At 45.2% G+C, this 14,370-nt stretch carries 10 protein-coding genes, 1 tRNA gene and 3 rRNA genes; 5 read left to right on the forward strand and 9 right to left on the reverse strand.

Features of this window, described 5'->3' with window-relative positions; translation table 11 throughout:
* Nucleotides 1-2 precede the first annotated feature (2 nt).
* Both MZ182_RS20105 and MZ182_RS20110 read left to right on the forward strand, forming a co-directional pair.
* Entirely contained in the window at nucleotides 3-1,211 is a 1,209-nt protein-coding gene (locus MZ182_RS20105; protein ID WP_011791263.1) for a S41 family peptidase, read from the forward strand.
* A 9-nt stretch (nucleotides 1,212-1,220) separates the two neighbouring features.
* Complete coding sequence (locus MZ182_RS20110; RefSeq protein WP_248066846.1) at nucleotides 1,221-1,964, forward strand: divergent polysaccharide deacetylase family protein; 744 nt, start codon at nucleotides 1,221-1,223, stop codon at nucleotides 1,962-1,964.
* Here MZ182_RS20110 and MZ182_RS20115 read toward each other — a convergent pair.
* The 7 genes from MZ182_RS20115 to ccoG all read right to left on the reverse strand — a co-directional run bounded on the left by MZ182_RS20115 (nucleotide 1,950) and on the right by ccoG (nucleotide 10,119).
* Complete coding sequence (locus MZ182_RS20115) at nucleotides 1,950-2,405, reverse strand: Rrf2 family transcriptional regulator (protein WP_011791265.1); 456 nt, start codon at nucleotides 2,403-2,405, stop codon at nucleotides 1,950-1,952. The two genes, MZ182_RS20110 and MZ182_RS20115, sit on opposite strands and share 15 nt — an antisense overlap.
* 22 nt (nucleotides 2,406-2,427) lie before the next feature.
* Nucleotides 2,428-2,682, reverse strand: coding sequence for a YkgJ family cysteine cluster protein (locus MZ182_RS20120; protein ID WP_011791266.1), 255 nt, complete (start codon nucleotides 2,680-2,682; stop codon nucleotides 2,428-2,430).
* Between the two features lie 229 nt (nucleotides 2,683-2,911).
* Nucleotides 2,912-2,988: transfer RNA gene (locus tag MZ182_RS20125), tRNA-Asp, on the reverse strand.
* 36 nt (nucleotides 2,989-3,024) lie between these two features.
* A 5S ribosomal RNA gene (gene rrf / locus MZ182_RS20130) occupies nucleotides 3,025-3,140 on the reverse strand.
* 181 nt (nucleotides 3,141-3,321) lie between these two features.
* Nucleotides 3,322-6,214: ribosomal RNA gene (locus tag MZ182_RS20135) — 23S ribosomal RNA — on the reverse strand.
* A 326-nt stretch (nucleotides 6,215-6,540) separates the two neighbouring features.
* Nucleotides 6,541-8,083, reverse strand: a 16S ribosomal RNA gene (locus tag MZ182_RS20140).
* Together the 16S, 23S and 5S rRNA genes with 1 tRNA gene alongside form the textbook arrangement of a ribosomal RNA operon.
* 608 nt (nucleotides 8,084-8,691) lie before the next feature.
* On the reverse strand, nucleotides 8,692-10,119 hold the full coding sequence (gene ccoG / locus MZ182_RS20145; RefSeq protein ID WP_011791267.1) for a cytochrome c oxidase accessory protein CcoG: 1,428 nt from the start codon (nucleotides 10,117-10,119) through the stop codon (nucleotides 8,692-8,694).
* Nucleotides 10,120-10,210: 91 nt separating this feature from the next.
* Between ccoG and MZ182_RS20150 the strand changes: the two genes are divergently transcribed.
* The 3 genes from MZ182_RS20150 to MZ182_RS20160 all read left to right on the forward strand — a co-directional run bounded on the left by MZ182_RS20150 (nucleotide 10,211) and on the right by MZ182_RS20160 (nucleotide 11,968).
* Nucleotides 10,211-10,561 carry a hypothetical protein gene (locus tag MZ182_RS20150; protein ID WP_011791268.1) on the forward strand — a complete coding sequence of 117 codons (351 nt, stop codon included), beginning with the start codon at nucleotides 10,211-10,213 and terminating at the stop codon, nucleotides 10,559-10,561.
* A gap of 117 nt (nucleotides 10,562-10,678) precedes the next feature.
* On the forward strand, nucleotides 10,679-11,581 hold the full coding sequence (locus tag MZ182_RS20155) for a 1,4-dihydroxy-2-naphthoyl-CoA synthase (protein WP_248069860.1): 903 nt from the start codon (nucleotides 10,679-10,681) through the stop codon (nucleotides 11,579-11,581).
* A 183-nt stretch (nucleotides 11,582-11,764) separates the two neighbouring features.
* On the forward strand, nucleotides 11,765-11,968 hold the full coding sequence (locus tag MZ182_RS20160) for a DUF2061 domain-containing protein (RefSeq protein WP_011791270.1): 204 nt from the start codon (nucleotides 11,765-11,767) through the stop codon (nucleotides 11,966-11,968).
* 306 nt (nucleotides 11,969-12,274) lie between these two features.
* Here MZ182_RS20160 and MZ182_RS20165 read toward each other — a convergent pair whose 3' ends face one another.
* Nucleotides 12,275-13,873: a Tn7-like element transposition protein TnsE gene (locus MZ182_RS20165; protein WP_248069858.1), complete on the reverse strand. Its 1,599-nt coding sequence runs from the start codon at nucleotides 13,871-13,873 to the stop codon at nucleotides 12,275-12,277.
* Nucleotides 13,831-14,367: a TnsD family Tn7-like transposition protein gene (locus MZ182_RS20170; RefSeq protein ID WP_262917397.1), complete on the reverse strand. Its 537-nt coding sequence runs from the start codon at nucleotides 14,365-14,367 to the stop codon at nucleotides 13,831-13,833. Before MZ182_RS20170 ends, MZ182_RS20165 begins: the two co-directional genes overlap by 43 nt.
* Between the last annotated feature and the right edge of the window lie 3 nt (nucleotides 14,368-14,370).

The raw sequence follows: 14,370 nt of genomic DNA on the forward strand, positions 1-14,370 counted from the left end.
CTATGAAACATGTGTTCCGCGACATTGGTTGTGTTGGATTAGGCCTAGTACTAGGCCTGTCTATTAGCCTATCCAGTAAAGAGAATACAAAATCTTCTTTAAATAATTTTGACTATCCATTGCTACAGGATGTTATTGAAACAGTTGAAACTTATTATGTTAAAACCGTTTCAAAGGAAGAATTGGTCCAAGCGGCCATCAAGGGAATTTTTGAACATTTAGATCCTTACTCTAGCTTTTTAAATCATCAAGAGTTCCTCGATTTAAAAGACGCCAACCGAGGTGAGTACTTTGGTTTTGGGTTTGAAGTCGCCAGCAATAAAAATCAGATCAGTATCATAGCGCCCTTCGCTAATTCCCCCGCAGAAAAAGCGGGGATAAGAGCTGGGGACACTATTATCAAACTCAATAATACTCTATCAACTGAAGCGAATCTCTCCGATATTCTTGCAGAAATAAAACAGCACAGCCTACGTAATCAACCGATTGATTTAACACTAAAACATCTAAACGATAGTACAGAGTTTAAGGTTTCACTCAGACCTAGCATGATCACTATGCAATCTGTGAGTAGCACACTGCTAAAAGGCAATATTGGCTACATTAGACTCAGTAGCTTTCAAGAAAACTCCACCAAAGATGTGTTGCATTCACTAAGCCAATGGCAAAGCACAGAGTTGACAGGGCTTATTCTCGATTTGCGTAATAATCCCGGAGGGCTACTCGACCAAGCAATAAAAATTGCGGATATCTTCCTCGCTAAGGGCCGTATCGTCTCAACTTCTGGGCGATTTTTTGATGCGAATTCAGACTACTACGCTTCACCTCAAACAATGTTCAACAAAGTGCCAATATTAGTGTTGATCAACAAAGGTTCAGCCTCTGCAGCCGAAGTGCTTGCAGCCGCATTGCAAGAAAATGGTCGCGCTAAGCTATTAGGTGAAACCAGTTTTGGTAAAGGAACCGTCCAAAGTTTGATCCCAATACTAAACGATGGCAATGCTGTAAAACTGACAATAGCCCAATACAACACGCCAAAAGGTGGAAATATCCACGAGATTGGCATAGTACCAGATGTGAAAGTCAACCCCGAAACTAGCTCAAACAAAGAGAATATGGCTATAATCGACGCCAACTCAACTCCAAGCGATGTTGCCCATGACTATATAGTCAACTCTGCTATAGCTTGGATACAACACCATGACGAATAAGCAGGAACAGTGCGTTTATTTTATATCTTTATTGTCTTCATCTTATATGTTGCGCCATCTTACGCGACTAAAATTGCACTGATCATCGATGACATAGGCTATCGTCAAACAGATGAAGCAGTATTGTCACTGCCTCACACAGTAACTCTTTCAGTGTTACCTCATACGCCTCTAGGTGAAAATCTCGCAAAAGTGGGTCACAGTAAAGGGCATGAAATAATGCTGCATTTACCAATGCAAGCTATTAACGGTAAAGCATTAGGTCCCGGAGGCTTAACCAAGGGTATGGATGAAGCAGAGATCCGCGCTAACGTATCGAGTGCGATTGCGAATATCCCTTTTGCTAAGGGTGCAAATAACCATATGGGGAGTTTATTAACACAACTCGATTCACACATGCTTTGGGTTATGGAATGCCTAAAGCAGAATCAACTGTATTTTGTGGATAGTATGACTACACCATTTTCTAAAGCGGGAGAGAAAGCAGATCAATTAGGTATCCCAAGTTTGAAACGCCAACTCTTTCTCGATAACAACGTCAGTAAAAAAGCCCTTGAAAAGCAATTTAATCTCATGATTAGCAATGCACACATGCAAGGAAGCCTAGTGGTAATAGCTCATCCGTATCCTGAAACCATTCGCTTCTTACAAGCGAATTTACCACTACTTGAAGCAGAAGGAATAGATCTGGTACCCGTATCAGATTTATTGCCTATTGATATAGCTCAGGAAAATAGACTAATCCAACTGTAAAACAGAAATAGACAAATCCGGCAGCAAAACTAACAGCTCATCACGATTACTGACTATATCTTGCAAACTATATTGATCGAGCACATTTAAATAAGCATCAACCGCATGCGCCAAGACACCTTTAAGCTTACAGGCTGGTGTAAACCGGCAGTAAGGTTTACTACAGTCAATTGGTGCTAACGAATTTTCAAGAACTCGCACTAATTGGCCTAAGTTGATCTCGCAAGCTGGCTTGCCGAGACGAAAGCCACCCATTTTTCCTCGAATGGTTTCTAAATAGCCTAGCTTACCGAGATGATGCACAATTTTAGAAACATGATTAGGTGATAAATCAAATACCTGGGTAATTTCAGCAATTCTAAACAGCGTCGTCCTATCGGGCTGAACAGCCAAATACATAAGTGTACGAACGCCAAAATCGGTATAGCGTGTTAACTGCATAATTCACCTGTCAGCGATAAACCTAATGAGAAGTCTGAGATTCAAGGTTAGTGATCAACCAAAACGCCTCTTCATTTGTATTACCACATGCATCCAGAGATGCATCAAAATCACTACAAACGGCGGGACGAGCTGGCGAGCCGAAAATCAAACATAAATTATCATCACTGAGTTGAACACAGCGCTCTCCTGCAGCTTTGCCATTAGGCATACCCGGAATAACACTGCTAATTGAAGGTGCAATACAGCAAGCACCACAACCAAGACGACAATTCATTTTAGTTACTCATGAAAGACATAAGGGATTATACCGCTTAATTTGTCCGAGATAAGTGTTACAACTCAATACTGCCAAGTCGCGCACAAGAGCCATTCTATTAGTGAAAGAAACCATGTTAATAATTGGCTCAAATGGCTGACTAGACAATCCTAGATAAAAAGATTGTAGAGTCATATTAGCAAAACGAAAAAAGCCTCATCTTTCGATGAGGCTTATCTCTTAATGTTGGCGGAGCGGACGGGACTCGAACCCGCGACCCCCGGCGTGACAGGCCGGTATTCTAACCAACTGAACTACCGCTCCTTTAGTCTAACGTTTGCACGTTAACCTAAATTAGGCGCTTGGCGATGACCTACTCTCACATGGGGAGACCCCACACTACCATCGGCGCGATTGCGTTTCACTTCTGAGTTCGGGATGGGATCAGGTGGTTCCACAATGCTATTGTCACCAAGCATATTCGGTTTTAAACAAGACTCGAGAGCGCACTGCGTGCTGCTAGATTCTAGGTTCTAGGAACTAAAATCTGCTCTTATCTTATTTAATAATTCGGAAAACTGATTGCTTTTTGAGTCCACACTTTATTAAGTGTTTATATTCTGTCTAAGGCTTCTTTGTAAAACCCATCTGGGTTGTATGGTTAAGCCTCTCGAGTCATTAGTACATGTTAGCTCAACGCCTCACAACGCTTACACACCATGCCTATCAACGTCCTAGTCTCGAACGGCTCTTTAGTGGACTTATAGTCCAAGGGATGACTCATCTTGGGGCTCGCTTCCCGCTTAGATGCTTTCAGCGGTTATCGATTCCGAACGTAGCTACCGGGCAATGCCATTGGCATGACAACCCGAACACCAGCGGTTCGTTCACTCCGGTCCTCTCGTACTAGGAGCAACTCCCCTCAATCATCCAACGCCCACGGCAGATAGGGACCGAACTGTCTCACGACGTTCTGAACCCAGCTCGCGTACCACTTTAAATGGCGAACAGCCATACCCTTGGGACCGACTTCAGCCCCAGGATGTGATGAGCCGACATCGAGGTGCCAAACACCGCCGTCGATATGAACTCTTGGGCGGTATCAGCCTGTTATCCCCGGAGTACCTTTTATCCGTTGAGCGATGGCCCTTCCATTCAGAACCACCGGATCACTATGACCTACTTTCGTACCTGCTCGACGTGTATGTCTCGCAGTTAAGCTGGCTTATGCCATTGCACTAACCGTACGATGTCCGACCGTACTTAGCCAACCTTCGTGCTCCTCCGTTACTCTTTGGGAGGAGACCGCCCCAGTCAAACTACCCACCAGGCACTGTCCCTAACCCCGATTAGGGGTCTAGGTTAGAACATCAAAACTACAAGGGTGGTATTTCAAGGACGACTCCATCAGGACTAGCGTCCCAACTTCATAGTCTCCCACCTATCCTACACATGTAGGTTCAATGTTCAGTGCCAAGCTATAGTAAAGGTTCACGGGGTCTTTCCGTCTAGCCGCGGGTATACGGCATCTTCACCGCAATTTCAACTTCACTGAGTCTCGGCTGGAGACAGCGTGGCCATCATTACGCCATTCGTGCAGGTCGGAACTTACCCGACAAGGAATTTCGCTACCTTAGGACCGTTATAGTTACGGCCGCCGTTTACCGGGGCTTCGATCATGAGCTTCTCTTGCGATAACCCAATCAATTAACCTTCCGGCACCGGGCAGGCGTCACACCGTATACTTCCTCTTGCGAGTTTGCACAGTGCTGTGTTTTTGATAAACAGTTGCAGCCACCTGGTATCTGCGACTCCCGTCAGCTTAGAGAGCAAGTCTCATCACCAACAGGAGCGTACCTTCTCCCGAAGTTACGGTACCATTTTGCCTAGTTCCTTCAGCCGAGTTCTCTCAAGCGCCTTGGTATTCTCTACCCGACCACCTGTGTCGGTTTGGGGTACGATTCCCGCTAACCTGAAGCTTAGAAGATTTTCCTGGAAGCATGGCATCAACTACTTCAGTCCCTTAGGACCTCGTCATCAGCTCTCAGTGTATAGCAACCCGGATTTGCCTAAGTCACCCACCTACCACCTTAAACGCGGACTACCAACGCCGCGCTAGCCTAGCCTTCTCCGTCTCTCCATCGCAGTTAGCGGAAGTACAGAAATATTAATCTGTTTCCCATCGATTACGCCTTTCGGCCTCACCTTAGGGGTCGACTCACCCTGCCCCGATTAACGTTGGACAGGAACCCTTGGTCTTTCGGCGAGGGGGTTTTTCACCCCCTTTATCGTTACTCATGTCAGCATTCGCACTTCTGATACCTCCAGCGTGGGTTACCCCTTCACCTTCAACGGCTTACAGAACGCTCCTCTACCGCGCAACCCTAATGGGCTGCACCCGTAGCTTCGGTGGTATGTTTAGCCCCGTTACATCTTCCGCGCAGGCCGACTCGACTAGTGAGCTATTACGCTTTCTTTAAATGATGGCTGCTTCTAAGCCAACATCCTAGCTGTCTAAGCCTTCCCACATCGTTTCCCACTTAACATACACTTTGGGACCTTAGCTGACGGTCTGGGTTGTTTCCCTTTTGACGACGGACGTTAGCACCCGCCGTCTGTCTCCCGAGTAGTACTCATTGGTATTCGGAGTTTGCAAAGGGTTGGTAAGTCGGGATGACCCCCTAGCCTTAACAGTGCTCTACCCCCAATGGTATTCGCTCGAGGCGCTACCTAAATAGCTTTCGAGGAGAACCAGATATCTCCCGGTTTGATTGGCCTTTCACCCCCAGCCACAAGTCATCCGCTAATTTTTCAACATTAGTCGGTTCGGTCCTCCAGTTGATGTTACTCAACCTTCAACCTGCCCATGGCTAGATCACCGGGTTTCGGGTCTACACCTTGCAACTAAACGCGCAGTTAACACTCGGTTTCCCTACGGCTCCGCTATTCGCTTAACCTCGCTACAAAATGTAAGTCGCTGACCCATTATACAAAAGGTACGCAGTCACGGTCTCAAGGACCGCTCCCACTGCTTGTACGTATACGGTTTCAGGTTCTATTTCACTCCCCTCACAGGGGTTCTTTTCGCCTTTCCCTCACGGTACTGGTTCACTATCGGTCAGTCAGGAGTATTTAGCCTTGGAGGATGGTCCCCCCATATTCAAACAGGATGTCACGTGTCCCGCCTTACTCGTTTTCATCTACGGTTAGTTTTCGTGTACGGGGCTATCACCCTGTGCCGCTGGACTTTCCAGACCATTCCACTAACACCCCATAGACTTAAGGGCTAATCCCCGTTCGCTCGCCGCTACTAGGGGAATCTCGGTTGATTTCTTTTCCTAAGGGTACTTAGATGTTTCAGTTCCCCTCGTTCGCCTCATGTAGCTATGTATTCACTACATGATGACCGCTTATGCGGCCGGGTTCCCCCATTCGGACATCGTTAGCTCAAATGCTTGTTACTAGCTCGCCAACGCTTTTCGCAAGTTACTACGTCCTTCATCGCCTCTGACTGCCAAGGCATCCACCGTATACGCTTAGTCGCTTAACCATACAACCCAAATGAGTTTCACTTGAATTGTTGCGACCAGCTGGTTTTACTTGTCTCACTTCTGACCAAAGAAGTGGACGCGCCTTAGACTTGAATATTCAAGACACTTAATAAAGTGTTTGAGAACTCAATGTTCAATGCTTTCGCATTAAACTTTTTTCGTATCAACACAACGACAGACATCATTGTGTTTAATACTATCAGCTTTCCAAATTGTTAAAGAACTACATCGACCTGCTAGAGGGATGTTTCGCTCTACCCGTCCTAAGACAGGATAAACAAGCAATCTGTGTGAACACTCAAAAGCATCAAGTTAGTCGTATAGGTAAGGAGGTGATCCAGCCCCAGGTTCCCCTAGGGCTACCTTGTTACGACTTCACCCCAGTCATGAACCACAAAGTGGTGAGCGCTCCCCCGAAGGTTAAGCTACCCACTTCTTTTGCAGCCCACTCCCATGGTGTGACGGGCGGTGTGTACAAGGCCCGGGAACGTATTCACCGTGGCATTCTGATCCACGATTACTAGCGATTCCGACTTCATGGAGTCGAGTTGCAGACTCCAATCCGGACTACGACGAGCTTTGTGAGATTAGCTCCACCTCGCGGCTTTGCAACCCTCTGTACTCGCCATTGTAGCACGTGTGTAGCCCTACTCGTAAGGGCCATGATGACTTGACGTCGTCCCCACCTTCCTCCGGTTTATCACCGGCAGTCTCCCTAGAGTTCCCACCATTACGTGCTGGCAAATAAGGATAGGGGTTGCGCTCGTTGCGGGACTTAACCCAACATTTCACAACACGAGCTGACGACAGCCATGCAGCACCTGTCTCACGGTTCCCGAAGGCACTAAGCTATCTCTAGCCAATTCCGTGGATGTCAAGAGTAGGTAAGGTTCTTCGCGTTGCATCGAATTAAACCACATGCTCCACCGCTTGTGCGGGCCCCCGTCAATTCATTTGAGTTTTAACCTTGCGGCCGTACTCCCCAGGCGGTCTACTTAATGCGTTAGCTTGAGAGCCCAGTGTTCAAGACACCAAACTCCGAGTAGACATCGTTTACGGCGTGGACTACCAGGGTATCTAATCCTGTTTGCTCCCCACGCTTTCGTGCATGAGCGTCAGTCTTTGTCCAGGGGGCCGCCTTCGCCACCGGTATTCCTCCAGATCTCTACGCATTTCACCGCTACACCTGGAATTCTACCCCCCTCTACAAGACTCTAGTTCGCCAGTTCGAAATGCTATTCCTAGGTTGAGCCCAGGGCTTTCACATCTCGCTTAACAAACCGCCTGCGCACGCTTTACGCCCAGTAATTCCGATTAACGCTCGGACCCTCCGTATTACCGCGGCTGCTGGCACGGAGTTAGCCGGTCCTTCTTCTGTAGGTAACGTCACAGATGAGCCGTATTAAGACTCACCCTTTCCTCCCTACTGAAAGTGCTTTACAACCCGAAGGCCTTCTTCACACACGCGGCATGGCTGCATCAGGGTTTCCCCCATTGTGCAATATTCCCCACTGCTGCCTCCCGTAGGAGTCTGGGCCGTGTCTCAGTCCCAGTGTGGCTGATCATCCTCTCAGAACAGCTAGGGATCGTCGCCTTGGTGAGCCATTACCTCACCAACTAGCTAATCCCACCTAGGTTCATCCAATCGCGGAAGGCCCGAAGGTCCCCTCCTTTCCCCCGTAGGGCGTATGCGGTATTAGCAGTCGTTTCCAACTGTTATCCCCCTCGACTGGGCAGATCCCTAGGCATTACTCACCCGTCCGCCGCTCGCCACCTCAGGAGTAAACTCCCTTGTGCTGCCGCTCGACTTGCATGTGTTAGGCCTGCCGCCAGCGTTCAATCTGAGCCATGATCAAACTCTTCAATTAAAGTTTTGGTGCTTCCGTCTTTCGACTTCAGCGGCTCAATGAATTCTGATTTTTTGTTTCTCGCACTCCTTATAAAAGAAGCACTGAAACAAACTGTACATATTGCTATGAACACTCATTGTTACATTGATTTAATTCTTTGACTGCCAACCCGAAGGTTAAGCAGTTTCGATTAACTCAACACCTGTGAGTGTCCACACAGATTTCTTGTTTTATCTTGTTAAAGAGCAACTCAACCTCGTAAGAGAAGGTGAGTACCACACTGAGCGTCGAACGCTTCCAGTTGGCTAGGGCTGCGTATTCTACGCATTTCCCGTTTCGCGTCAAGGAGTTTTTGCAAACTTTCTTTTCGCTCATCAATCAGTAAACTCATCAATGAACTGTCACATCAGGCTGCTTAACACTGTCTGCCGTGTCAGTGGATGCGCATTATAGGCAGCGAAACTTTTTCTGCAAGTGCTTTTTAAAATAAAATGGCAACAAGGCGTTTAGACGGCTATTTATCGAACGAAGCGAATAAAAAAGGGACTATAAAGTCCCTTTTTAAGGTTTATTTCCTGATGTAACGAAACTCAACTATCTAATACATCAAGAATGAACAATGGATACTAAGGGCTGAAGAAACGAGATTCTTGCTTAACTTCTACTTCTTCACCGTTAATATGCGTTTTCACTTTAATTTCAATATTCGTCACTGAACGAGCTAACTCTACTGGGTCGACTCCAACGCTAATAGGTAATGTAAATACCTCGCCCGCCGCAATGGTAACTGAGTTTGGGCCATACCATTTATAGTTGTTTAAGCCTTCGACACTCATAGTGTATTCGTGTGCTTCTTCCGTTTTGTTGAGGATCTTAAGGGTGAATGTATTTTCAATCAGCCCTTGGTTATTTTCTCTATATAACTGATTACGATCACGGATAATATCCATACGCACAGGCGCAATAGTTGCACTGGCATAGATGAATACCAGTATCATAACCACCAGCACAACACCGTATCCGATTAACTTGGGCCTTAGTACTTTCTCTTTTATACCTTCAAGCTTGTTTTCCGTGGTGTAACTAATAAGCCCTAATGGATAACCCATACGCTCCATCGTTTGATCACAAGCATCGATACAAGCACCACAGTTAATACATTCATACTGTAAACCATTACGAATATCGATTCCTGTTGGGCACACCTGCACACAGAGATCGCAATCAATACAGTCTCCTAAGCCTATTTCTTTCGGATCGGCTTTACGTGAACGCGGGCCACGAGTTTCACCACGTTTAGTATCGTAACCAACAATAAATGTATTCTTATCAAACATAGCGGCTTGGAAACGAGCATATGGACACATGTGAATACACATGATTTCACGCATCCAGCCAGCATTCCCGTAGGTGGCAAGTGTAAAAAAAACGACCCAGAAATAGATGCCACCAGAAGCGTTAAGGGTAAATACGTCGAGATAAACCTCCCGGCTCGGTACAAAATAAGACACAAAGGTCATCGCAGTGACGAAAGAAAGCAGTATCCAAGCTGTATGTTTAGCCACTTTTCGCCAAATTTTATCGAAACTCCATGGCATTTGATCGAGCTTTATACGCTTATTACGCGCACCCTCGAGTTTTTCCTCAAACCAAATGAACATAAAAGTCCATACTGTCTGGGGGCATGTATAACCACACCAAACTCGGCCAAGGTAAGTTGTCACAAAGAAAAGAGCAAAAGCAGCTATCATAAAGAGGGCAGCGAGTAAGGTAAGATCCTGAGGCCAAATGGTTAAGCCGAATACGTGGAACTTTTGCTCACCTAAGTTAAACCATACGGCTTGGCGATTTCCCCACGGGATCCACGGGAGTATCAGGAAGAATAACATTGCAACCCACCCCATACGGCGGCGCAAAGAAGTCCACAATCCGTCGATGGCTCGGACATAAATCCGGTTGCGAGGGTTAAAGCGATCAGCTTTACTCGCATCTGGCTGGTGAATCTTAATTCGATTGGTTTTCGAATAGTCCTTGTTATTAGATTCTGTGCTCATCTTGACAGCCTTTTACTGCTTTAATATTGGACGAAAACGGGCTTATTATACCCATATAATTAATGGTTATTCACTTATGTTGGACTAAAAGATGAAAGGTTGGATCATACTCGCATTACTTGCAGGCGCATTATATTACCTCTACACAGAAACAGACAAATTAGATGCACCAATTGCAGAGGTACAAACGATAATTAAAGACGTGAAGAATAAAGCGCAATCCATCTCTGGGACACAAATCATTAAAATCGATCAACAATTAGCAAAAGCGAGAAAGGAAATCGTAGAGCGCTTATCGGCGCCTGAACTTGAAGAGTTTAACAAAATACCCTTCACCCCAGACGCCATAGCAGACTTTAAGAAAACCTACTGTGGTACAAAAGCACCAGAACATCCTGTTTTCAGCCGAGACAATCTGCTTTATATTTGCGATCATCTCTAATCACTTTCCTCGGGTTAAAAGGGAATTTTGCCATATAACACTAAGCTTTATGCTTAGTTGATTGACCTTATATGATTCCACTAGCCTTTGAGGCCCGACAGACATAGGCCAAGTACCATGACCCAACAAGTATCAGACATTTTTGATCCCACTTTATGGGATGAAGTCAGTGGATTTCATTTTGACGACATTACCTATCACAGAGCCAAAGCACACGGCACAGTGCGTATTGCTATCAATCGTCCCGAATGCCTTAATGCCTTTAGGCCCAAAACCGTCGATGAGCTTTACATTGCACTCGACCATGCACGTCAATGGTCTGATGTAGGTTGTGTATTACTCACAGGCAATGGTCCCTCAGCTAAAGGTCAATATTCCTTTTCTTCCGGTGGCGATCAACGTATTCGCGGCAAAGATGGCTATAAATATGAAGGCGCCGAAGAAGGTAAAACCGATCAAGCCAGAATGGGCCGCTTACATATATTAGAAGTGCAACGCCTTATCCGCTTTATGCCTAAAGTGGTCATCGCCGTTGTGCCAGGTTGGGCGGTCGGTGGCGGCCATAGTTTACACGTAGTGTGCGACTTAACCTTAGCCTCGAAAGAACACGCAATATTTAAACAAACCGATCCCGATGTTGCGAGCTTCGACTCAGGTTATGGCAGTGCTTATCTCGCCAAGATGATCGGCCAAAAACGCGCCAGAGAAATCTTCTTCTGCGGTTTTAACTACAGCGCCGATGAAGCCTTTGCCATGGGGATGGTTAATAAGTCCGTCCCCCATGCCGAGCTAGAAACCGAAGCATTGATGTGGGCGAAAGAGATTAATTCTAAATCACCTACGGCTATGCGTATGCTTAAATACGGCTTTAACATGACCGATGATGGTATGGTTGGTCAGCAATTATTTGCCGGTGAAGCAACGCGTTTAGCCTATGCGAGCGCCGAAGCACAGGAAGGGCGTGATGCCTTCCTCGAAAAACGCGATCAAGATTTTTCAGCCTTCCCTTGGCACTACTAATTTTAGAATCGTATTAATTTACGTTTAAATGCTCAAAGCCCTCCATCGTGAGGGCTTTATGTTTTTTACAACGGATAAATAGATAAAACCGTTTAAACTAATCTGAAAACACAGCTTTTATTTTTAATGAGAATTGTTATCATCTAAATATTCCCGCTGGGAGCCTATTTAGAGGACAAGATCATGACTAAGACACTCACGTTTGCCGTACTGCATTTTAGCGTCGCTTTTACCGTAACCTATTTATTAACTGGCAGTGTGCTCGTCGGTGGCGCAGTGGCCTTAGTAGAACCCGCGGTTAACACTGTTGTATTTTACTTCCATGACAAAGTGTGGAAACGCATTGAGGCAAAAAAGCAGCACGAGCTAGAAACCATTCCAGCATAGCAAGCTAAGTCACCAGCATTTGCTATTACTGTAAGTTATCGTCATTTTGTCGTGAACTCTATATAAAAAAACCGCCAATAAAGGCGGTTGTTGGAGAGGAATAAAGTTTCATACTAGGAAGCGCTCTACAGCCCATTTCTTGGTCGTAAAATTTAGCACTGTAAAAATATAGTTTCATACTGAATAGTTTTATCATGCTAAAAAAATCCAAACACGGAGTAATAAAGTATCATCCTGAATAATGAAATACTAACAATCAACTCATAGTTGTAGCATCAATGAGTGCAGCATCACTCTTTCCTACAATTACTCTTCTAACCACACAATCAATCTCTCAGCCCACTTATCAATGTCAGCAGGGTCTATCAATCCCTTATGTTTGCAAGAAGGATGCGACACTCCGGTAAAGTTTCCCTCTCCACAAATTTGTTGCAAGTAGTCTCGAGGCCAAGTAATCGACTTTTTGACTAACTGCTGTTCCAGTTCATCTAGATGAGCAAGCAAATGCCCACTGTTTTTAAACTTTAAAATCATTGTAGAAATAGCAGCTTTTGCGTCGGACGTGTCAACCTCTACGATATAACACCGCTTTTCCTGATAAGTAAGTTCAATCAGTGCTAAACACCTTGGATTGGCATTGTCAGCTAACATGTGCTTCTTACAACCTGCAATCTTAGGAAGCTTTCTTAATGGGTATCGATGAACCTGACAGCCATGATTTTTTTCTAGGCACTCAATCATCTTAAAGAAACAACTAAACTTGTTTGCGTATAGATGGGCATCATCACTTTCATCATTAGACACATCGAAGTCAGCCCCAGGAATTGATCCAGTAGGAGCATCATCGTTTGGCGAAACTTGCGGAGATAATTCACCAGGCTCACTGTCATCAGGAGCACCACGAGGCGTCCTTCTAGACTTACTAGTCTTCCTATTGGTTTTGAAAGGTTTTTTGAATGTCAGGCTTACCGAGTCAGTATCTAGCACAATCCTTTTTTTATTTGGATCAGCATCTTCATCAGGATCAATTTCATGAGCTTCCAACCGTTCAGGTTTAACTGCGTAAGATCCACCGCCTTTTCCGGTAATCGAATGCTCGAAATCTGGATGGAAAAAATCAATGTCGTCGGGCATGTCCGCTGGCAAATCTTCAATACGACGGATTTCCCAGACAAAAAAACTATCAGAATTCCAATCATGCCATCCTGCAACTTCCAGCTTAACGCCTTCCAAACTCGGCGGTAAAAAAGAAAAATCCCACATCCGATATTGCCCACGACTTTGGTGTTCTTTCATCATCACTTGATGCATGCTTTCAAAAGAAGCACGAGCCTGAGGGTCCATTAAGATCCAACTCAAAAATCGTCTGCATTTCTCGTCATTGTACGACTCTAACGGGTAGCTGGAGGAAGGCATTGCCTCAATGAGCCAACCGCTATCGTCCATATAACTGATATTAAAATCACTCGATAATTTATCGTGTTCTAAACAGATACGAGACATGTAGTTGTCATGAAGGAATAAAACGCGAGCCAACTCAAACTGTGGCAAGTAGATGACTTTTCCGTCTGAATTTGTGATTTCAAAGCACCACTGTTCTGTGTTTTGAACTCGACCGATTGAGCTGATCGCGGGATACTCCTTTAACCGCTTTTTGTTCCATAGTTGTGCGTTGTCGACGACAAAAGTAAGTAATTTTCCCTTTGTAGAGTTGGATTGGTTAGAGCTTAAGGTTTTAAATCGCCTAATTAGTGGTGCTCCGGACAATGGGATTGATGGACGGTCGACCTTCTTTGATAAGCTGAGGTTAACCCCCCAATATTGGTTACTATTCTTCTTAAAAAGTGAGCCGATGCCCAAGACTAAGGCATCTTGGGGGATGTGCTTAAATCTGTATTCGTCCATTTACCTTCCAATATTCCTGACAAAAAACTCTGGGTTAAAGGCTGTAAACGCTCTTCACTAAGTCCAGCACATCGAAGTAATTTCCATCTTTCAATTTTGATATGCCGCTGAAACAAATCTATGTACTGGCGGGTCAATCTGCGAATCTGATACTGATAAATCGATTCTGAGTACTTTGATAAAAACGCCGCCGTTAAAGGCAATTTTCTGTATTGCTTCGTTGACAAAGTCCCAAGCCCTAATTGGGATAGTAGATAGGTACTCGATAGCCGAGGAGCATCAAGCACCTCATCGAACCCGTGGAGCAGCCGAAATAATTCTCTGACGAGGGTCCGATCCCTTTTCTGCCAATTTACACGTTTGTCTTCATAAGTGATTGCTCTTTGATAGCGTTTATTGATCTTCATCAACCATTCATAGTCATGCCGATATAACCACATATATAAGTCCTGAGAACCATGCAATCTTGCTTGTTTAGTACCTAACTCTTTCAGTAG

It is taken from the genome of Shewanella sp. JNE2, from assembly GCF_023159115.1.
GTDB lineage: Bacteria > Pseudomonadota > Gammaproteobacteria > Enterobacterales > Shewanellaceae > Shewanella > Shewanella putrefaciens.